The organism is Streptomyces sp. H27-H5 (assembly GCF_026627505.1).
Classification (GTDB): domain Bacteria; phylum Actinomycetota; class Actinomycetes; order Streptomycetales; family Streptomycetaceae; genus Streptomyces.
On sequence record NZ_JAPNLK010000034.1, the window covers coordinates 1 to 20,300 of the forward strand.

At 73.3% G+C, this 20,300-nt stretch carries 16 protein-coding genes; 7 read left to right on the forward strand and 9 right to left on the reverse strand.

All coding sequences use genetic code 11. From position 1 onward, the window contains the following. Window positions 1-230: 230 nt before the first annotated feature. Genes iolC through mmsA form a run of 4 tightly spaced genes read left to right on the forward strand, consistent with a single transcriptional unit; the run spans window position 231 to window position 5,434 of the window. The gene (gene iolC, locus OTB19_RS18345) at window positions 231-1,142 is read left to right on the forward strand and encodes a 5-dehydro-2-deoxygluconokinase (protein WP_420716859.1); all 912 of its coding nucleotides are present in this window, start codon (window positions 231-233) and stop codon (window positions 1,140-1,142) included. Between the two features lie 20 nt (window positions 1,143-1,162). Then, window positions 1,163-2,014, forward strand: a complete 852-nt coding sequence (gene iolB, locus OTB19_RS18350) for a 5-deoxy-glucuronate isomerase (RefSeq protein ID WP_267799407.1) — start codon at window positions 1,163-1,165, stop codon at window positions 2,012-2,014. Between the two features lie 34 nt (window positions 2,015-2,048). Further along, entirely contained in the window at window positions 2,049-3,923 is a 1,875-nt protein-coding gene (iolD, locus tag OTB19_RS18355) for a 3D-(3,5/4)-trihydroxycyclohexane-1,2-dione acylhydrolase (decyclizing) (RefSeq protein WP_267799353.1), read from the forward strand. Between the two features lie 11 nt (window positions 3,924-3,934). Beyond that, window positions 3,935-5,434 (forward strand): CoA-acylating methylmalonate-semialdehyde dehydrogenase, encoded by a 1,500-nt coding sequence (gene mmsA, locus OTB19_RS18360; RefSeq protein ID WP_267799354.1) that lies wholly within the window; start codon window positions 3,935-3,937, stop codon window positions 5,432-5,434. A gap of 98 nt (window positions 5,435-5,532) precedes the next feature. Here the strand turns inward: mmsA and OTB19_RS18365 are convergent, their stop codons facing one another. The 8 genes from OTB19_RS18365 to OTB19_RS18405 all read right to left on the reverse strand — a co-directional run bounded on the left by OTB19_RS18365 (window position 5,533) and on the right by OTB19_RS18405 (window position 14,335). Further along, window positions 5,533-7,017 (reverse strand): hypothetical protein, encoded by a 1,485-nt coding sequence (locus OTB19_RS18365; RefSeq protein WP_267799355.1) that lies wholly within the window; start codon window positions 7,015-7,017, stop codon window positions 5,533-5,535. Between the two features lie 68 nt (window positions 7,018-7,085). Beyond that, complete coding sequence (locus OTB19_RS18370; protein WP_267799356.1) at window positions 7,086-8,210, reverse strand: WxL protein peptidoglycan domain-containing protein; 1,125 nt, start codon at window positions 8,208-8,210, stop codon at window positions 7,086-7,088. Between the two features lie 160 nt (window positions 8,211-8,370). Next, window positions 8,371-9,663 carry a hypothetical protein gene (locus OTB19_RS18375; RefSeq protein ID WP_267799357.1) on the reverse strand — a complete coding sequence of 431 codons (1,293 nt, stop codon included), beginning with the start codon at window positions 9,661-9,663 and terminating at the stop codon, window positions 8,371-8,373. A 253-nt stretch (window positions 9,664-9,916) separates the two neighbouring features. Continuing rightward, window positions 9,917-11,083: a S8 family peptidase gene (locus OTB19_RS18380; RefSeq protein ID WP_267799358.1), complete on the reverse strand. Its 1,167-nt coding sequence runs from the start codon at window positions 11,081-11,083 to the stop codon at window positions 9,917-9,919. 130 nt (window positions 11,084-11,213) lie between these two features. Beyond that, window positions 11,214-11,672 (reverse strand): GNAT family N-acetyltransferase, encoded by a 459-nt coding sequence (locus OTB19_RS18385; protein WP_267799359.1) that lies wholly within the window; start codon window positions 11,670-11,672, stop codon window positions 11,214-11,216. A gap of 37 nt (window positions 11,673-11,709) precedes the next feature. Continuing rightward, entirely contained in the window at window positions 11,710-12,411 is a 702-nt protein-coding gene (locus tag OTB19_RS18390; protein ID WP_267799360.1) for a 4'-phosphopantetheinyl transferase family protein, read from the reverse strand. Window positions 12,412-12,653: 242 nt separating this feature from the next. Next, on the reverse strand, window positions 12,654-13,010 hold the full coding sequence (locus OTB19_RS18400) for an STAS domain-containing protein (protein WP_267799361.1): 357 nt from the start codon (window positions 13,008-13,010) through the stop codon (window positions 12,654-12,656). Next, complete coding sequence (locus OTB19_RS18405; RefSeq protein ID WP_267799362.1) at window positions 13,007-14,335, reverse strand: PP2C family protein-serine/threonine phosphatase; 1,329 nt, start codon at window positions 14,333-14,335, stop codon at window positions 13,007-13,009. The genes OTB19_RS18400 and OTB19_RS18405 overlap by 4 nt, the downstream gene beginning before the upstream one ends. Window positions 14,336-14,545: 210 nt before the next feature. On the opposite strand from OTB19_RS18405, the gene OTB19_RS18410 reads away from it, so the two are divergent. Together OTB19_RS18410 and OTB19_RS18415 are read left to right on the forward strand one after the other, a co-directional pair. Further along, on the forward strand, window positions 14,546-18,715 hold the full coding sequence (locus tag OTB19_RS18410) for a SpoIIE family protein phosphatase (RefSeq protein WP_267799363.1): 4,170 nt from the start codon (window positions 14,546-14,548) through the stop codon (window positions 18,713-18,715). Next, complete coding sequence (locus OTB19_RS18415; protein WP_267799364.1) at window positions 18,715-19,002, forward strand: STAS domain-containing protein; 288 nt, start codon at window positions 18,715-18,717, stop codon at window positions 19,000-19,002. Before OTB19_RS18410 ends, OTB19_RS18415 begins: the two co-directional genes overlap by 1 nt. A gap of 89 nt (window positions 19,003-19,091) precedes the next feature. Here the strand turns inward: OTB19_RS18415 and OTB19_RS18420 are convergent, their stop codons facing one another. Then, window positions 19,092-19,619, reverse strand: a complete 528-nt coding sequence (locus OTB19_RS18420) for a hypothetical protein (RefSeq protein WP_267799365.1) — start codon at window positions 19,617-19,619, stop codon at window positions 19,092-19,094. A 232-nt stretch (window positions 19,620-19,851) separates the two neighbouring features. Here OTB19_RS18420 and OTB19_RS18425 point away from each other — a divergent pair, with 232 nt between their 5' ends. After that, window positions 19,852-20,298 carry a DUF1992 domain-containing protein gene (locus OTB19_RS18425; RefSeq protein ID WP_267799366.1) on the forward strand — a complete coding sequence of 149 codons (447 nt, stop codon included), beginning with the start codon at window positions 19,852-19,854 and terminating at the stop codon, window positions 20,296-20,298. Window positions 20,299-20,300: the final 2 nt, after the last annotated feature.

Genomic DNA, 20,300 nt, shown 5'->3' on the forward strand with positions numbered 1-20,300 from the left:
ACCCCCGAGGACGCACTCGACACCGCCTGCCACCTCCACCTCACCGGTCTCGACACCTGACACGGGCAAGCGCACGCCAAGCCCGACGTCAACCCCCGAAGGATTTACGACGCAGACCACTTAGGGTGCGAGGCTCGACGGGACGGGGAAGAAGAGGTTCGGGGGAAAGAGGAGACGTGACGGACGTGCCGGTGAACGCCGCGGAGGGGTCCGCGTTCGACCTGATCACGATGGGCCGGATCGGGGTGGATCTCTACCCGCTGAGAACGGGGGTACCGCTCGCCGAGGTCGAGGCCTTCGGCAAGTTCCTCGGCGGCTCCCCGAGCAACGTCGCCGTGGCGGCGGCCCGGTTGGGCCGCCGGGTGGCGGTGATCACCCGCACCGGCGCGGACCCCTTCGGGGCGTACCTGCGGGCCGAGCTGCGGGGGTTCGGCGTGGACGACCGCTGGGCGACCGAGGTGGCCGCCTACCCGACGCCCGTCACCTTCTGCGAGATCTTCCCGCCCGACCACTTCCCGCTCTACTTCTACCGGCTCCCCAAGGCCCCCGACCTGGAGATCGCACCCGACGAGGTGGACCTGGCGGCCGTACGCGCGGCCCGGGTGTTCTGGATGACGGGAACGGGCCTGAGCGCGGAGCCGAGCCGGAGCGCGACCCTCGCGGCGCTGGAGGCCCGCTCGAAGTCCGGGACCACCGTCTTCGACCTGGACTGGCGGCCGATGCTGTGGGAGGGGGAGCCGGGGCCCTGGTACGAACGCGCCCTGGCGCAGGCGACGGTGGCCGTCGGGAACACCGCGGAGTGCGAGATCGCCACCGGCGAGAGCGAGCCGTACGCGGCCGCCCGGGCGCTGCTGGCGGCCGGCGTGGAACTGGCCGTCGTCAAGCGCGGCCCCGCCGGCGTCCTGGCCGTCCACCGGGACGGGACGGCCGTCGAACTGCCGCCGGTCGCCGTGGAGGTGGTGAACGGCCTCGGCGCGGGCGACGCGTTCGGCGGCGCGCTGTGCCACGGGCTGCTCGCCGGGTGGAAGCTGGAACGGACACTGCGGTACGCCAACGCGGCCGGGGCGATCGTGGCCTCGCGGCTGGCCTGCTCCACGGCGATGCCGTACGCCGAAGAGGTCGAGGAGGTGCTGGGATCGTGACGGTGACCGTGTCGCACGACATGACGCTGACCGCGCTGCGGGTGGTGGAGCTCGCTCCGGGCGAGACGCACCCGCACGCGTGCGGGGACCACGAGTGGATCGTCCTCCCGCTGGAGGGAGGGTGCGTGGTGCGGTGCGCCGAGCCCGCGGGCGCCGGCGCCGCGCCGGACCGGGCCCCCGACCGGGCGCCCGAGCAGGTCTTCGCACTGCGCGGCCGCGCGAGCGTGTTCCGCGCGGTCACCGACTTCGCGTACCTGCCCCGCGACGGCCACGCCTCGATCGAATCCGCCGACGGGGGCCGCTTCGCCCTCGTCGGGGCGCGCTGCGAGAGGACGCTGCCCGCCCGGTACGGGCCCGCCCGCGAGGTCCCCGTGGAACTCCGGGGCGCCGGCACCTGCTCCCGCCAGGTCAACAACTTCGCCGCCGCCGACGTCTTCGACTGCGACCGGCTCATCGCCGTCGAGGTCCTCACCCCCGGCGGGAACTGGTCCTCGTACCCGCCCCACAAACACGACGAGCACCGCCCCGGCGAGGAGTCCCGGCTGGAGGAGATCTACTACTTCGAGATCGCCCCGCACCGCGGCGTCCCCGGCCTCGGCTACCAGCGTGTCTCCCCCTCGCCGGCCGGGAAGACCGACATCCTCACCGAGGTGAGGACCGGAGACGCCGTGCTCATCCCCGACGGCTGGCACGGGCCGTCCATCGCGGCGCCCGGGCACGACATGTACTACCTGAACGTGATGGCCGGCCCCGACCGGACCAGGGAGTGGCTGATCAGCGACCACCCCGACCACGGCTGGATCCGGGACACCTGGGCCGGCCGGGACATCGACCCCCGGCTGCCGTTCCACCGCGCGGAGGACGCCGTATGACCGGGCCCGCCCGCCACCGAGGGGAGGACGCCCCGTGACCGTCAGGCTGACCGTCGCCCAGGCCCTGCTGAGGTTCCTGTCCGCCCAGTACACCGAGCGGGACGGCCACCGCCGCCGACTGATCGCCGCGACCTGGGGAATCTTCGGGCACGGGAACGTCGCCGGCATCGGGCAGGCCCTGCTGGAGAGCGGACCCGAGCGGATGCCGTTCCTCCAGGGCCGCAACGAACAGGCCATGGTGCACGCCGCCGTCGGCTACGCCCGCCAGAGTGGACGCCTGTCCACCCACGCCGTGACCACCTCCATCGGGCCCGGCGCCACCAACCTCGTCACCGGGGCGGCCCTGGCCACCGTCAACCGGCTCCCGGTGCTCCTCCTGCCCGGCGACACCTTCGCCACCCGACCCGCCGACCCCGTGCTCCAGCAACTGGAGGTGCCCTGGGCCGGGGACGTCTCCGTCAACGACACCCTGCGGCCCGTGTCCCGCCACTTCGACCGGATCGGCCGCCCCGAGGCCCTGATCCCCGCCGCCCTCCAGGCCGTACGGGTGCTCACCGACCCCGTCCAGACCGGCGCCGTGACCCTCGCGCTGCCCCAGGACGTGCAGGCCGAGGCGTACGACTGGCCCGAGGAGTTCTTCGCCGAACGGGTGTGGCGGGTGCGCCGGCCCCGGCCCGACCGGGACGAACTCGCCGAGGCCGCCGAGGCCGTACGCGGCTCCGCCCGCCCCCTGCTGGTGGCCGGCGGCGGAATCCGGCACAGCGCCGCCGGGGCGGCCCTCGCGGCGTTCGCCGACGCCACCGGGATCCCCGTCGCCGTCACCCAGGCCGGCAAGGGCTCCCTCGCCCACGACCACCCCGCCGGCGTGGGCGCCATCGGGCACACCGGAACGGCCACCGCCGACGCCCTCGCCCGGGAAGCCGACCTCGTGATCGCCGCGGGAACCCGGCTCACCGACTTCACCACCGCCTCCGCGACCCTGTTCCGCGACCCCGGGGTCCGCTTCCTCGGGCTGAACCTCGACCCGTACGACGCCCACAAACTCGCCGCGCGGCCGATGGTCTGCGACGCGCGCGCCGGCCTGGAGGAACTCCGCGAAGCCGTCGCCGGATACCGCGTGGACCCTGCCTACGAGGCGGCGTACCAGGACGGCAACCGGCAGTGGGAGCGGCTCGTCGACCGGGCGTGGGAGACCCCCGACGAGGACGCCGTCCCGACCCAGGTCCAGGCGCTCGGCCTGCTCGACTCCCTCGTCGACGCCTCCGACATCCTGATCAACGCCGCCGGCTCGCTCCCCGGCGACCTGCACCGACTCTGGCGGCCCCGGTCCGCCGACCAGTACCACGTCGAGTACGGCTACTCCTGCATGGGCTACGAGATCCCGGCCGCGATCGGCGTGGCGCTCGCGGCGCCCGGCCGCCCGGTCTGGGCCCTGGTCGGCGACGGCACGTACCTGATGAACCCGACCGAACTCGTCACGGCGGTGCAGGAGGGAATCCCGATCAAGGTGGTGATCCTCGACAACCACGGGTACGCCTCGATCGGCGGCCTGTCGCGGGCGGTGGGCGGCGAGGGCTTCGGCACCGCGTACCGCTTCCGGGGGCGGGACGGCGCGTACGACGGCGAACCCCTGCCGGTGGACCTCGCGCTGAACGCGGCCTCCCTCGGGATGGTGGTGATCTCCGCCCGCACCATCGGTGACCTGCGAAAAGCTCTCACGGAGGCACGGGCGACCGACCGCCCCACATGTGTCTACGCGCAGACCCGAACACCCGACACTGTGTCGGGCCCACCCCCGGCACAGGCGTGGTGGGATGTTCCCGTGGCCGAGACCGCGACCCGTTCGTCGGCGGCTCGGGCCCGTGAAGAGTACGACCGGCAAGCCGCGCAGCGACGTCGCCATCTGTGAAGGAGCAAGGCATGAAGACCGTCAACCACTGGATCGGTGGCAAGACCGTCGAGGGCGCGTCGGGCAACTACGGCCCGGTCACCGACCCCGCCACCGGCGAGGTCACCACGCAGGTCGCGCTCGCGTCGAGCGCCGAGGTCGACGCGGCGGTCGCCGTCGCGAAGGAGGCCTTCCTGTCCTGGGGCCAGTCCTCGCTGGCCGCCCGGACCAAGGTGCTGTTCGCCTACCGCGCCCTCCTGGACGCCAACCGCGACGCCATCGCCGAGCTGATCACCGCCGAGCACGGCAAGGTGCACTCGGACGCGCTCGGCGAGGTGGCCCGCGGCCTGGAGATCGTCGAGCTGGCCTGCGGGATCACCACGCAGCTCAAGGGCGAACTGTCCACGTCGGTGTCCAACCGGGTGGACGTCTCCTCGATCCGCCAGCCGATCGGCGTGGTCGCCGGCATCACCCCGTTCAACTTCCCGGCGATGGTGCCGATGTGGATGTTCCCGCTGGCCGTGGCCTGCGGCAACACCTTCATCCTCAAGCCCAGCGAGAAGGACCCCTCGGCCTCCAACAAGCTCGCCGAGCTGGCCACCGAGGCCGGCCTGCCGGCGGGCGTGCTCAACGTGGTCCACGGAGACAAGGTCGCCGTCGACGCGCTGCTCGCCCACCCCGACATCGCGGCCGTGTCCTTCGTCGGCTCCACGCCGATCGCCCGCCACATCCACACCACCGCCTCCGCCAACGGCAAGCGCGTCCAGGCCCTCGGCGGCGCCAAGAACCACATGCTGGTCCTCCCCGACGCCGACCTGGACGCCGCCGCCGACGCGGCCGTCTCCGCCGCCTACGGCTCCGCCGGCGAACGCTGCATGGCGATCTCCGCCGTCGTCGCCGTCGGCGCGATCGCCGACACGCTGGTGGAGAAGATCCGCGAGCGCGCCGAGAAGATCAAGATCGGCCCCGGCAACGACCCCACCTCCGAGATGGGCCCGCTGATCACCGCGGCCCACCGCGACAAGGTCGCCTCCTACGTCAAGGGCGCGGCCGCGCAGGGCGCCGACGTGGTCCTGGACGGCACCGGCTACACGGTCGAGGGCAACGAGAACGGCCACTGGATCGGCCTCTCCCTGCTCGACAACGTCAAGACCGACTCCGACGCCTACCGCGACGAGATCTTCGGCCCGGTGCTGTGCGTGCTGCGCACCGAGACCTACGAGGAGGGCGTGGCCCTCATCAACGCCTCGCCGTTCGGCAACGGCACCGCGATCTTCACCCGCGACGGCGGCGCGGCCCGCCGCTTCCAACTGGAGATCCAGGCGGGCATGGTCGGCGTGAACGTCCCGATCCCCGTGCCGGTGGGCTACCACTCCTTCGGCGGCTGGAAGGACTCCCTCTTCGGGGACCACCACATCTACGGCAACGACGGCATCCACTTCTACACCCGCGGCAAGGTCGTCACCACCCGCTGGCCGGACCCCTCCGACGCCCCGGCGGGCGTCGACCTGGGCTTCCCCCGCAACCACTGACGCCACGAGCCCGAAACGACGACCCCGGCCCACCCTCACGGGCCGGGGTCGTCGGCGTGCGCCGCCGGGCCCGGCAGGGTGGCCGCGGCGACCGTCGGTCAGGGTCTGAGCAGGGGCCAGACGTCGGTGGGGGCCGTGGGGCTCCAGACCACATCGGCATGGCCGTGGCCCGGGACGGTGGTGAACGTGACCCGGGTGTTGCCGCACGCGCGGATCAGGTCGGCGCCGCGCGACTCGTCGCCGCGCCCCCACTGCGCGTTGACCCACACCACCTCGGCCCGGATGCGGTCCCAGGCGATCCGGTACGTGGCCTCGTCGCCCGCCCAGATCGCGGCGAGGTCGCGCAGCAGGGCCGTCGGGATCAGCCCGCTGCCCAGGGCGGCCGTGGCCGCGTGCCAGGTGGCGAGCGGGGTGTGGGTGAGGGCGAACCGGTCCTCGGCGGGGGTCGCGCCGAAGACGTACTCGCCGGCTGCGTGGCCCCGCCGGTGGATCCAGTTCGCCGCGCCGGGCAGGTCGGCGGTGCGGATCAGCGCGAAGTGGGCCAGCCCGGCGTTGGTGAAGCGCAGGCCCGGATCCGGCGGCCACGGGACGGGGGAGGGGGAGTGCGGGTCGGTGACCGCCCGCGCGACGAGGGCGGCCAGGCCGGGATCGCTCGCGTACGTGCCGCCCGCGACCAGGTCCGCGTACTCGTCCCGGGTCCTCGCCGCCCGCGCCGCCGGGTCCCCGGTGTACGGGCCGGTGGTGTCCAGGACGAGGACCCGGCGCAGTCGCGGCGAGGGGTCGTGCGAGGCGGCGTCGAGTGCCAGGGCGCCCCCGGCGGAGTGCCCGGCGTACTGGTAGGGCAGCCGCAGTACGGCGTCCAGCGCGGCGACGACGCCGGCGAGGTCGCGGCGGTGCGCCGCGAGCCCCCGGTCGGCGCCCACGTCGGCGGGGCCGCCGGCGGCATCCTCGCGCGGGGTGACGCCCACGACCAACAGCCCCTGACGGCGCAGGTGGTGGGCGAGGCCGCCGCCGGCGTGGCCGTCGGGGGTGAAGTAGTCGGCGGTGAAGTTCAGGCCGCCGCCCGGCAGGAGGTACGCGATGCCGTGCGGCACCCGGGTGGTGTCCGCGAGCACCTCGACCGTGACCGGCGCCGGGCCGGCGTCGTGGAGCGGGAGGGTGAGGCGGATCCAACCGTCGCCGGGGAGGTAGACGGCGGTGCCCGTGCCCAGGGCGCGTTCGACGCGGGTCAGCAGACCGGCGCCCTTCACGGCTGCCCCGGCCTCGTGCGCCACGGCGGTGATGCGGGGGGCGGGCGTCGCCCGCACCGGGCCGACGCGCACGGGGTCGACACGTGCCGGGTCGACGCGCACGGGGTCGACACGTGCCGGGTCGACGCGCACGGGGTCGACACGTGCCGGGTCGACGCGCACGGGGTCGACACGTGCCGGTTCGACGCGCACCGGGTCGATCTGCGGGTGGCCGGCCTGCGTGTGGTCGGTCTGTGTGCGGCCGGCCTGCACGGGGTCGACCCGTACCCGGTCGGGCCGCGCGTGGTCCGCGTACGGCCCGTCGGGCCTGGGCTCGCTGTGCTCTCGTCCCATCGGAAGTGCCTCCCCCTTGCCGGCGGTGGCCGAATGCCGTCGCCGTCAACAGGGGACACCCTCGCCGGTCAGGACGTCCGCGCCAAGTCCGGTACGGGTTCGACTTGTTGCGGCTCCGCGTTCCTCCTGCGGCGCAGTACCGCGAAGGCGATGCCGGCGGCCGTCAACAGCAGTGCGAGGCCCGCGGCGAGCCACGGTACGGCGAGGAAGTCCGTCTCGGACTCCGAGTTCAGATCCGGGTAGGCGCTCGCCCCCGCAGCCACCTTGACCGTCACCCAGTCCAACTGCGGTGAGTCCGCCCATGGTTCGGTCAGTTCGATCCGCTGCCCGGGTAGCAGTACGAGCCGCGGTCCGCGGTTCGGCCGGTTCAGGACGTTGCGTCCGAACAGCCCCTCGGCGGAGATCGTCACCTTCGGCTCCACGACCACGTTGCCCCGGTTGACCAGCGCGTACGAGACGGTCGCACGGGCGTCCTTGAACCAGGGCAGCAGCGGGGCGCCCCGGCTGACCCGTACGTCCTCCACGCTCAGGCCGGGTGTCAGCGGTCCCGGCACCCGGAAGTACAGGCGGGCGCCGACCGAGCGCTTCACCCCGACCTGCACCTTGCCGTCCGCCCGGACGCCCTCCACCGCCGTGTTCAGCGCGACGATCCCGCCGACGTGATCGCCCGGGGTCGCGTCCTCGGGGACCCGCACGGTGAACGGAATGTCCTCGCGGCCCTTCGGCGGGACGGTGACGGTACCCGCGGCCCCGGAGGGCAGCGCCGTCCAGGTGCCCACGTCCTTCGGCTTCGACTCGACGGGCAACAGAGCGAACGCGCCGCCCACCGGGGTGTTCACGGCGTCGGTCGCGAAGACCTGGAAGGTCAGCTCCCTGTCGGAGGAGTTCACGATCGTCACGCTGTCGCGGACGGTGCTCCCGGCCGCGCCCTGGTGGAAGAAGTACGCCCGGTCCGTCATCGCCGCACCGGCCGGCGGCGTCGGGAACACCCCCCACGTGCCGTTGTCGGCGGCCGCGGCCGAGCCGGCGGGGATCAGGCCCGCGACCGGCAGGAACAGGCCGAGGAACAGGCCGAGGAACAGGCCGAGGAACAGGCCGAGGCGCAGGCCGAGGAACGGGCCGAGGCGCAGGTGCGGGCGCCGACCGGGCCGCGGCCTGTGGGGCGTACCGGACGGGGAGGTGCGGGTGCGCATGGGCGGGACTCCAGACGGGACGGTCGCGGTGGGTGGCCGGGACGACCGGCGAGTGGGGAAACCGGGAAGGCGGCGGGGAAGCCGGGAGAGGGCGGCGGCGGGGAAACCGGGAAGGTGGTGCGGCGCCGGGGAGCGCCGCACCACCCTGGGCCGGTCCCGATCAGGAGATCGAGAAGGTGACGACCGACTGGTAGGTGTCGGCGAACATGAACGACGGGAGCTGGATCATCCCGGCGCCACCGACCGCGAACTCACCACCGGTCAACTCGTCCCCGCCCGCGGCCTGGGAGGCCACCTGCATCGGGGTGTCCGTGATCGCCCCGGGCGTACCCGCGGTGCACGTGCTCGGGCTGTCCGGGTTGGTGACGGTGCAGGACGGCTGGATGCCGATCTGCGCCTTCGGCACGGAGTGCCCGGTCGTGGCGTTCAGGAACGGCGTGCGGGTCGCCGTGACGTCCCAGCCGAGCGAGCCGCCGCGGAAGTCCTGGACGGTCGCGGCGTTGAACACGCCGACCACCGACTGGGGCTTGCCGTTGATGGTGACCGAACCGAAGTCGACCGCCGGCTGACCGTCCTTCGGGCCGAGGGCCAGCGGCCCGGGCAGCACCTCGACGTCCACCGGGTTCTTCACGCCCGCCTGGTCCTCCAGGAACACGAAGGACTTGTACGGGGTGATCGCGCCGTCGATCCTGAGGGCGTCGGCCTTCTTGGTGACCGTGACGTCGCAGGTGGCGGCGCCCGACGCGTCCGCCGAACCCGTACCGGTGTCACCGGTCGCCACGCCCGCCAGCAGGGCGGAGCAGGTGACCGCGCCGGCCGGGAAGTTGGCGCCCGTGACGACGACGGCGGTGCCCGCCTTGCCGCTGTTGGGCGTCACCTTGGTGGTGATCGGGTCCTTCGGGAGGGCCTCGACCGCGACCGAACCGAGCGAGGCGCTCGGACGGGGCGCCGGGGTGCAGGTCGTGGTGAAGACCGACCCGCTGAGGTCGGCGTCGGTCACGGCCAGGTCGAGTTTGACGTCGACCGAGTTGCCCTCGGTGCCGTCCGGGATCTTGATGGTTCCGGAGAACGCCTTCGGGTCCAGCGGCTGTCCCGCCACGACGCTGACGGTCTCGGGCGGGCTGGTGACCACCTGGGTGGTCGTACCCACCTTGAGGGTGATCTTGGAGGTGTTCACCGTCGTGACGGAGAAGCCCGGGATCAGGGGGCTCGCGCCCGGGTCGATGGTGATCGGGACGACGTCGCCGGCCTTGGCGCCGTCCGGCAGGGTGACCGTGAAGTTCTGGTTGCCGGAACCGTCGGGCTGCGGCGCCGGAGCGTCACAGTTCTCGAACACCGCCGTGGTCTTGGTCGCGGCCTGCGCCGTCCCCGCCAGACCCACGACGCCACCCGTCAGGGCCAGGGACAGTGCGCCCGCCCCGGCCAGAACTCTTCGTCGGAACGTTGTACTCACTGGGTCGCGACTCCTTCGTCAGACGAACCCCTCCCCCCACCCGCTGTGTGGGGGAGGCCGAGCCGGTGCGGAGGTCGACATTGACGCGTCGCGGTGATGAGAAGTCAATGACTTGCTTTCTCTCGAAGCACACACAAATTGATGTCCCATCAGAACGGGTCTGACGGCACATCGGGTACCGACCGGTCGGTGGCTCGTGCGGTGGGTCACGGGAGGTGTGGGTGGGGCGGCCGGGTCTCCCGGCCGCCGGGTGTCAGTGGTCGATCGGGGTGTGCAGCAGCAGGTTCGCGGTCCCCGCCGGGAGGCCGGTGATCCGGTCCGTCCCGGCGTCCCTCAGCAGGGCGGAGGTGACCTGCTCGGGGGTCCTGGCCGTGCCGCCGGCCAGGAGCAACGCGGCGACCCCCGCCACGTGCGGGGCCGCCATGGAGGTGCCGGTGGCCCGCGCGAGGGCGGTGGTGGAGCCCTTCCACGCGGACACGACGGACACGCCCGGAGCGAAGAGGTCCACGCACCGGCCGTGGCCGGAGAACGCGGCCTTGCGGTCCGCGGAGTCGGTCGCGCCCACCGTGATCGCCTGGGGGACCCGGGACGGAGACCCGCCGCATGCGTCCTCCGCGGAGTTCCCGGCGGCCACCGTGAAGGTGATCCCGGACGCCACCGCTCGGACGACCGCCGAGTCCAGCGCGTAACTGCGGGCGCCGCCCATGCTCATGTTGGCCACCGCGGGCGCCCTGCCGCGGGCGGCGTCCCGCACCGTCCAGTCCAGGCCGCGCAGCATGTCCGACAGCCGGCCGTCGCCCCGGCAGTCGGCCACCTTCACGGCCACGAGGGACACTCCCTTCGCGACCCCGTACGTGGCCCCGCCGATGGTGCCCGCCACGTGCGAGCCGTGCCCGTCGCAGTCGGTCGCCGTCTCGGACCGCACCGCGTTGTGGCCGAAGCGGGCACGGCCGCCGAACTCCTGGTGCGCCGTGTTGATCCCGGTGTCCAGGACGTACGCCGTGACCCCCGCCGCCTTCGTTCCGTACGTGTACGAGGCGTCGAGCGGGAGATCGCGCTGGTCGATCCGGTCCAGGGTCCAGGGCGCCTGCGACTGTGTGTCGTCGACGTGGAACAGGGCGTCCGGTTCGACCGACGCCACCCGGGGGTCGGCGGCCAGGGCGGCGGCGCGGGAGGCGGTCGTGCGCAGGGCGAACCCGTTCAGCGCGGTGTCGTAGACGGCCCGCACCTCGTCACCGGCCTCCGCCGCCTCGGCGGCGAGGGCGCGGGCGGCGGCGTGGGCGCGCGTGCTGTCCTTGAGGACCACGACGTAGGGGGCGAGGGGGGCTTCGGCGGCGGCGGCTTCGCCGGCGGGCGCGGTCGACAGGGCGGCCGTCGCCAGCAGGGCGGCGGCCGGGAGCAGCGCGGTGAGTGCGGTCATGCGGCCGATGCTCGGCGAGGCGCGGGGCGGGCGCGCGGAGGGTGCGCCGAGTGGGCGCACGACACGCCGCCGGACGGACGACGCGGGGCCCCGCGCGGGACGGCCGTCGGGACGCGCGGAGGGGCGGAGGTCAGGTGCCGGTGCCGGTGCCGGGGTCGGGAACGGGGTCGCCGGCGTCCGGGGCGAGGGGCCAGCCGCGCATCGTGAACACGCCCTCGTCGAGGGACCCGGCGGACGCGTACGTCGCCAGCGCTGCCTCGTTGTCCGTGTCGACCCCCACCCACATGCCGTAACAGCCCCGGGCGCGGGCCTCGTCGGCCAGCGCCAGCGTGAGGCTCCGGCCGATGCCGCGCCGCCGGTACCCCTCGTCGACCGACAGCTCGTACAGGCACATCTCGGTGCCCTTGTCGGGATGGCTCATCTCCACGCCCGAGACCATGCCGGCGGGCACGTCGTCCACGTACGCGATGAGCATCAGGTGCCCGGGCGCGGCTAGGAAACGGGCCGACCAGTCCTCGCGGGCCGGTCCGTCGAAGAGCCCCTCGGCGGCGCGCAGTTCCGCGGTGATCAGAGCGCGGCGAATGTCCATGACGGCCACCCTAGGGCGCGGACCCCCTCGGGACCGCTCACCGCCCGGACAGGGCCAGGGCCGCGGCGTAATCCGCCGGGGCCGGCAGGTCGCGCAGGGTCCAGCCCGTCACCGGGGCGGGGGTGGGGCCCGAGCCGACGTACGGGTCGGTCAACCCGAGGGCCAGGCCCGTACCGGTGGCCTTGAGGTAGGCCTCCTTGCGGGACCACAGCCGGGCCATCGGCACGCGCCGTTCCGCTTCCGGGAGCGCGACGAGTTCGGCCGTCTCCGCCGGGTGCAGGGTCCCCAGGACGTCGGACACCGCCTGCCCGCTCGGTACCCGCTCCACGTCGACCCCCACCGGCGCCCCGGCGAAGGCCAGGTACGCCAGGTCCCCGCTGTGGGACAGCGAGAAGTGCACCGCACCCCCCGCCACCGCGGGCCGGCCGTGCGGGCCGCCGCAGCACGGGCAGTCCTCGCGGACCAGCGTGACCTTCTCCGGCGCCAGCCCCAGGTAGCCGCCGAGCAGCGCGCGCAGCCCCAGGTGCGAGGCGACGTAGCGGTGCCGGTCGCCGGGGCGCAGCAGCCGTCCCGCGCGGTCCTGTTCGCCGGCGTCGAGCACCGCCGACGCCTCGGCGACCGCGTGGCCGCCGACCACGTCGCGCGTGGTGTCCAGGGCCCACACGGCCACGGTCGCGCCCGCGGGGAGCGCGCCGAGTCGCGGCGCTTCACCGCCGAGTTGGTTCACTTCCTCGGTCACCTGATCAGGGTAGACGAGGCACCCACCGCCCTGGATGACCTCGTCCTGGATTCGTCGTACCGCAGACCGGGGGAACACCATGCTCAGTGCCGTCGTCACGCCGGAAGGCGACCGGATCCGTTGGGCCGAACTGCCCGGTGCGCAACCGGCCCGCGTGTGCCCGCACGGGCTCGGCTCTCCCTCGCCCGCCTACTTCGCGGCGAGCGCCGCGCACCCCCACCGCCGCGCTCCTGCGGGACGGCCTAGGCGCGTAGGGCGTCGACGGCGTCCTCGACCGTGGGCTGGAAGGTGAAGAGCTGGTCGAGGCCGACGATGCGGAAGACGTTCGTCAGCTCGGGGTTCAGCCCCACGATGAGCAGGGGGGCGTCGACCTCGTGCGCACGGTGGTAGGCACCGACGAGCACGGTGATCCCGGTGGAGTCGCAGTAGGTGAGCGCGGAGACGTCGATCAGCACGGGGACGTCGGGGCCGAAGGGCGTCTCCCGGATGACCCGGGTGAGCTCCGGAGCGGTGTGGTGGTCGAGCTCGCCCACCACCGTCAACACGGTGGCGCCGCGGGAGTGGGTGTGGCGGGTGGCGGTCAGGGTGTGGTCGGTCACCTGTGCTCCTGAGCGGGTGGCGGTGTGCGGCGGGGCGGTACGGACAGGGCGAGCAGCGCGGTGTCGTCGCTCACGCCGGTTCCCGGATCGGTGAAGAGCTCGTGCACCGTGGCCAGCAGATGGTCGGCTCCTCGTGTGGTGCGGGCGGACAGATGGCGGGCCAGTCCCTCCTCGCCGAGCATGCTGCCGTCCTCGGTACGGGCCTCGATGAGCCCGTCGGTGTACAGCAGCAGCGCGTCACCGGGGGCGAGGCGGGTGGTGACCTGCACGAAGCGGGGGTCGGGCAGGAGCCCGATCAGCTGGCCGCCGGTCGTGGACACCGGTTCAACGGTGCCGTCCGCGCGCACGGCCAGGGTCGGGGGGTGGCCGCCGCCGGCCAGCGTGACGGTGAAGGACCCGTCGGACGCGGCTTCGAGCACACCGAACACGGCGGTGCAGAAGCGCGGGTTGTCGCCCTGGTACTCGCCCTTGAGGACCGCGTCGAGGTTGGCCAGGGCCGTGCAGGGGTCGGGGTCGTAGATGGCGGCGGCGCGCAGGGTGTAGCGGGTCAGAGAGGTCAGCGCGGCGGCGTCGGCGCCCTTGCCGCACACGTCGCCGAGGAAGAACGCCCAGCGGCCGTCGTCCAGGGGGAACAGGTCGTAGAAGTCTCCGCCGACCTCGTCGACGGACGCGGTGTGGTAGGCGGCGGCCGTGTGCAGCCCGGGCACCGTGGGAAGGGCGGGCGGCAGCAGGGTGCGCTGGAGGGTGCGGGCCAGACGTTCGGCGTCCGCGCGCCGTGCGCGTTCGGCGGCGACCGTGCGCAGGGCGGACAGCCGCAGTTCGAGCTCGTCCATGACGAGCGCGGCCAGGTCCCGGAGGGTCGCGAGCTGGACGTCGGTGGGACGGCGGGCACGGGTGTCGAGGACGTCGACGGTGCCCAGGTGGTACCCGTCGGCCGTGGTGATCGCCGCCGCGGCGTGGAAGCGCACGCCCGGGTCCGCCCGGACGAGGGGGTCGGCGGCGCCGCGCGGATCGGTGAGGGCGTCGGTGAGGACGTACGGATCGTCGTACGGCACGGCGCAGGGGCTCGGGCCCGGGTCGCGGGGGACCTCCCGGACGCCCTGGAGGCCGTGCGCGGCCTTGAACCACACCCGGTCGCCGTCCACGATCGCCACGGTGGCCATGGGGACGTCGAAGATGCGGGCCGCGAGGGAGGCGATCTTGTCGAAGGTCCCGTCGGGCGGGGTGTCCAGGACCGCGTAGCGGCGCACCGCGGCGATCCTCCGCCCCTCTTCCTCCGCGGCGTTCCCCACGTCCCGGTGGACGGCGTACTCGGTCCCCGTCATGTCGCCTCTCACACCGCCTCGTTGGCCGTGCCTCCTCGTCCGAGGCGCCGCTGTCCTATTCTACGGATCACGTCAACGAGTTCCTCCGGACGGCCCGGCGGCCGGTCGGATGTCTCACGGCCCCTCGCGGCCATGACGCGGAGGGGACGGCACCATCGCCGCCGGCGGGCCACGCCCGGGTTGCGGCTGTCGTGAACGAAGGGGTGGACAGTGACGCGTTCCGAGGATGCCGAGCCGGAGGCGACGGCGACGGCCGGCACCGATGTGTTCGCCGCCGACGCGGTGGTCGGCCGGGATCTGGCCCTGGTGGACTGGGCGGCGACCACCCCGCTCGGGGACCCGGAAGGCTGGCCGCAGAGCCTCAAGACGACCGTGAGCATCCTGCTGTCGTCGAAGTTCTCGATGTGGATGGCCTGGGGACCGGAACTCACGTTCTTCTGCAACGCCGCCTACCGGCGCGACACCCTGGGCCGGAAGTACCCGTGGGCCCTGGGGCGGCCGGCGAGCGAGGTCTGGGCGGAGATCTGGGACGACATCGGCCCCCGCATCGACACCGTGCTCACCACCGGTGAGGCGACCTGGGACCAGGCGCTGCTGCTGTTCGTGGAACGCTCCGGGTACACGGAGGAGAGCTACCACACCTTCTCCTACAGCCCGCTGCGCGACGACGACGGGCACGTCGTCGGCATGCTGTGCGTGGTCAGCGAGGAGACCGACCGGGTCATCGGCGAACGACGGATGGCCACGCTGCGCGACCTCGGCTCCGACCCCAGCGTGGTGCGCACCGAGCAGGAGATGCTCGACTTCGCCCGCCTGCAACTGAGCCGCAACCCGCGCGACCTGCCGTTCACCCTGACGTACCTCTTCCACGAGGACGGCAGCGCCGCGCAGGCCGCGGCCACCGGCCTACGCGACGACCACCCCGCCGCGGTGCGGCTCCTCCCGCCGGGCTCCGAGACGGTGTGGCCGACGGACGCCCCGGCCCGGGGCGAGTCCGCGCTGGTGCCGTTGGACGGCGCCGTGTTCGCGGACCTGCCGGAGGGGGAGTGGCCCCACGGCCCCCTCCAGGCACTGGTGGTGCCGCTGCGGCAGCAGGGGGGCACCCCGTACGGATTCATGGTCGTCGGCCTGAACCGGTACCGGGACCTGGACGACGGATACCGCGGCTTCGTGGAACTGGTCGCCGGGCACGTCGCCACCGGAGTCGCCAGCGCCCGCAGCTACCAGGCGCAGCAGCGGCGCGCCGAGGAACTCGCCGAACTGGACCGTGCGAAGACGGCCTTCTTCTCCAACATCAGCCACGAGTTCCGCACCCCCCTCACGCTGATCATGGGGCCGGTGGACGAACTGCGGGAGCGCCTCGCGGACGCGGACGCGGGCGTGCGCGAGGAACTGGAGGTCGTCCACCGCAACGGGCTGCGGCTGGGCAAGCTGGTCAACACCCTGCTGGACTTCTCCCGCATCGAGGCGGGTCGGATGCAGGCGGGCTACGAGCCGGTCGACCTCGCCGAGGTCACCGGTGAACTCGCCAGCGTGTTCCGCTCCGCCGTCGACCGGGCCGGCCTGGACTTCCGGGTCGACTGTCCCCCGCTGCCAGAGCCGGTCTTCATCGACCGGAGCATGTGGGAGAAAGTCGTCCTCAACCTGCTCAGCAACGCGCTGAAGTTCACCTTCGACGGCTCGATCGGCATCTCCGTCGGCACCGAGGACGGAGCGGCGGTGGTGACCGTCGTCGACACCGGGATCGGCGTCGCCGCGCAGGAGATGCCCCGACTGTTCGAACGGTTCCACCGCATCGAGAACGCCCGGTCCCGCTCCAACGAGGGCAGCGGCATCGGCCTCGCCCTGGTGAAGGAACTGGTCGGCCTGCACGGCGGCGAGATCAGCGCCACGTCGACCGAGGGCCGCGGCACCCGGTTCACCATCCGGTTGCCCTTCGGCTCCGCCCACCTGCCCGCCGACGCCGTCCTCGCCGAAGCGGGCGACGGAGCGGCCCCCTTCGCGACCGACCCCTTCGTACAGGAGGCCCTTCGCTGGCTGCCCGGCGAGCAGACCGCGGCGACCTCCGCCGTGGTCACGGGCATCGAGGAGAGCATCGACGGACCGCCCCACGGCCCCGCGCTGCCCGTCCACGTCCTGGTCGCCGACGACAACGCCGACATGCGCGAGTACCTCAGCCGTCTGTTGCTCGGCGCCGGCTACCAGGTCAGCACGGTCGACGACGGCCGGCAGGCACTGCGGGCCGTCCGCGCGAAGGCCTTCGACCTGGTCGTCAGCGACGTCATGATGCCCCACCTGGACGGCCTCGCCCTGGTCGCGGCGTTGCGGGCCGACCCGCGCACCGCGTCGGTCCCCGTGCTGTTGCTGTCCGCCCGGGCCGGACAGGAGGCGTCCATCGAGGGCCTGCAGGCCGGCGCCGACGACTACCTCGTCAAGCCCTTCGCCGCCGCCGACCTCCTCGCCCGGGTCAGGGCGAACATCGAGCTGGCACGGCTGCGCAACCACCACGCCCGCTGGCGCACCGCGCTGGTGGACTCGCTCCAGGAGGCCTTCTTCGTCTGCGACGAGGACGGCGCCGTCATCGAGATCAACGCGGCCTTCACCGACATCCTCGGCTACGGCCCCGAAGGCCTGCCCTACCGGCCGATCCACCCCTGGTGGCCCGACGCCGGCACCGACGCCGAAGCACACCGGCAGGTCAGCGAGGCCTTCGCCCTGCTGCTCGGCAGCACCAAGGGCTCGTACACCATTCCGATCACCCACCGCGACGGACACCGGCTGTGGGCGACGGCCACCTTCAACCAGGTCGACGACCCCGACACCGGGCGCCGCGTGACCGTGGGCACCTTCCGCGACGTCACCGCCGAGCACTACGCCATCCAGCGCGAGAGCGCCCTCGCCGCCCTGGCCACCTGCCTGTCCCGGGCCACCAGCCTGCCCGAGGCACTGACCGGCGCCCTGGACGAACTGAAGACGCTGTGGCGCGCCCGGTCGGTCCTGGCAGCGGTCTTCGACCACGGCGACGAACCCACACTGACCTCCACCGACACCTCGCTCGCCTGGTCGCAACTGCCCGCCGCACGCCGCGAAACGCTCCAGGACCTGCGCCAGGGACCGATCCTGACCCCGGTCGCCGACCACACCGGGGCCGGCATCCTCCTGGAGTTCCCCGAAGGCCCGCTCGTCCTGTGGATGGACCTGGGCGAGAACCGGCCCTTCACCGGAGAGGACCAGCTGCTGCTGTCCCTCCTCGCCGGCCACCTCGCCCAGGGACTGAACCGCGCGCACCAGTTCGACCAGCAGCGCGAGACCGCCATCGCCCTGCAACGCGCCATCCTCGGCCCCTCCCGACTGCCCGACGGCTTCGCCGTCCGCTACGAACCCGCGACCCGGCCCCTGGAGGTCGGCGGCGACTGGTACGACACCGTCACCCTGCCCGACGGCCGCATCGGCATCGTCGTCGGCGACTGCGTCGGCAGGGGACTCGAAGCCGCCAGCGTCATGGGTCAACTGCGCAGCGCCTGCCGCGCCCTGTTGCTCCAGGACGCCAGCCCCGCCCAGACGCTGATGGCCCTCGACCAGTTCGCCGCCGGTGTGCCGGGCGCGGTCTGCACCACCGTCTTCTGCGGCGTCCTCAACGCCGAGACCGGGCAGCTGACGTACTCCAGCGCCGGCCATCCGCCCGGCATCCTCGTCCAGCCCGACGGTGCCACCCGGCTCCTCGAGGACGGACGCTCCCTGCCGCTCGCCGTCCGGCCCGGCAACCAACGCCCCGAAGGCTCCTGCACCATCCCGGCCCGGTCCACCCTGCTGCTGTACACCGACGGGCTCGTCGAACGCCGCCGCCGCCCGCTCAGCGCGGGCATCGACCAGGCCAGTGAAGCCCTCCAGGACGGCCGGGACACCTCGGTCGACGACCTCGCCACCCACGTCATGTCCCGGTTGGCACCCGTCGACGGCTACGACGACGACGTCGCCCTGCTGCTCTACCGGCACCCGGCCCCGCTGGAGATGTCCTTCCCCGCCGAATCCTCCCAGCTCGCCCCTGTCCGCAAGACGCTGCGCGGCTGGCTCGCCCAGTGCGACCTGCCCCCCACCACGGTGCAGAACGTCCTGGTCGCCGCAGGCGAGGCCTGCGCCAACGCCATCGAGCACGGCCACCGCGACGCCCCCGGCGAGACCATCTACTTCCGGGCCGAGGCCTACGTCGACAATCTGCACCTGACCGTTGCCGACACCGGCCACTGGAAAGCCCCGCAGCCGGAACTCAACACCCACCGCGGTCGCGGTATGGGCCTGATGCGCGCCCTGATGCAGCAGGTCACCATCACCCCCGGCCCGTCCGGCACCACCGTCGACATGCATATGAGGATCGCCTGATGACCACGCCCCTGACCCTCACCCCCGGACGACGGCCCGACGGTACCGCGCTGCTGACCGCTGTCGGTGAGATCGACATGAGCAACACCGGGGCACTGGCCGCCGCCCTCGCGGGCACGGACGGGCCCCTGGTCCTCGACCTCACCGGCGTCGAGTACCTCGACAGCGCCGGTCTCAGCGCGCTCTTCCCGCACGCCGACCGCATCGAGCTCATCGCCGGCCCCCTCCTGGAACCCGTCCTGACGATCTCCGGACTCACCGAGCTCACCACCGTCCACGGCACCTGACGGCGCACCGCTGACGGCAGGGTGCGGCGGGAGCGGCTAGCGGGGAACGGCCGGCGGGGGACGGCCGCCGGGAGACGGCCGGCGTACCGTCAGCCGCCGGTCCGCACCGCGTGGACGGCGGCCGGGGCGCCGTCCTGCGACTCGACTCCGGGGGATCGGGTCCCGTCGGTCCAGGCGTAGACCTTCTTGCCGCGCACCGCGACCTGGTACTGGTGCACGCCACGGCACTCGGTGCGCTCGTCCCCGCGGGTGTCGCCCGGCCACCACCGGGCGCCCAGGTGGGGGCTGCGCACCGCCTTGGGGGTGCCCGTGGTGCACTGCGGGCCGTCCAGCGGGGTCTCGCCCAGCGTGAACCGGATCAGGCGGGCCTCACCGGTGGTGCGCGCCTGTATGCGTATGTCGGTGGCGTCCTTCGGTATCCAGCCGGGCAGCGCGAACGTCTGCCCACCCCGGGTCGGCGCGTCCGCCACGGTCGCGAAGCGCTTGCTCTTCTCCTTGAACACGCGGTCGTTGAGGGTGTCGGTGACCGGGTTGGGCGGGAGGTTCGGCAGCGCGAAGGCGGCAGTGGCGAGGGCTCCCACGGTGGCGGCGGCGATGACGAGAGGGCGGCGTTTCATGGTCACAAGTGTTCCGGTCGGGAGGCGTCGCGCGCGTCCCTCCCCAGGACGAACCAGGAGTCTGCCGGAAGTCTGACACGGCCTCATACCTGAGAGCGGCTCGACCCACCTCACCAGGCACGACACCCGCCCCGACACGATCCCTGTACGACGACCTAGGCTGGATGGCAGGAGCAGTTCGTCGTACAGGGATCCCCGCGCGGGCGCGGGTCCTCGTGTCCGAGGAGGAACCGTGACCGAGCGCAAGCCGACGGGCGTCAGCATCGAGTCCTGGGTGGACCGGCAGATCCGGGAGGCCGCCGAGCGGGGCGAATTCGAGAACCTGCCGGGCTACGGCAAGCCGCTGGCCTCGCTCGACGCCCCGTACGACGAACTCTGGTGGATCAAGGGCAAGCTGCACCGCGAGGGCTTCTCCCCGCTTCCGCCCTCGCTCGCGCTGCGCAAGGAAGCCGAGGACGCCAAGGAAGCGGTCCGGGCGGCGCGGTCCGAACGGCAGGTGCGGGGGATCCTCACGGCGATCAACGAGAAGATCGGCAAGGCCCTGCGCATGCCCCCGCCCGGGCCGCCCCTCAACCTGGGCACCTTCGACGTCGAAGCCGAGGTCGCGACGTGGCGCGCGGCCCGCGAGGCCGCCGAGCCCGGCCCGAACCCCGAGCCCCCTCGAAGCCCCGGCGCCTGAGC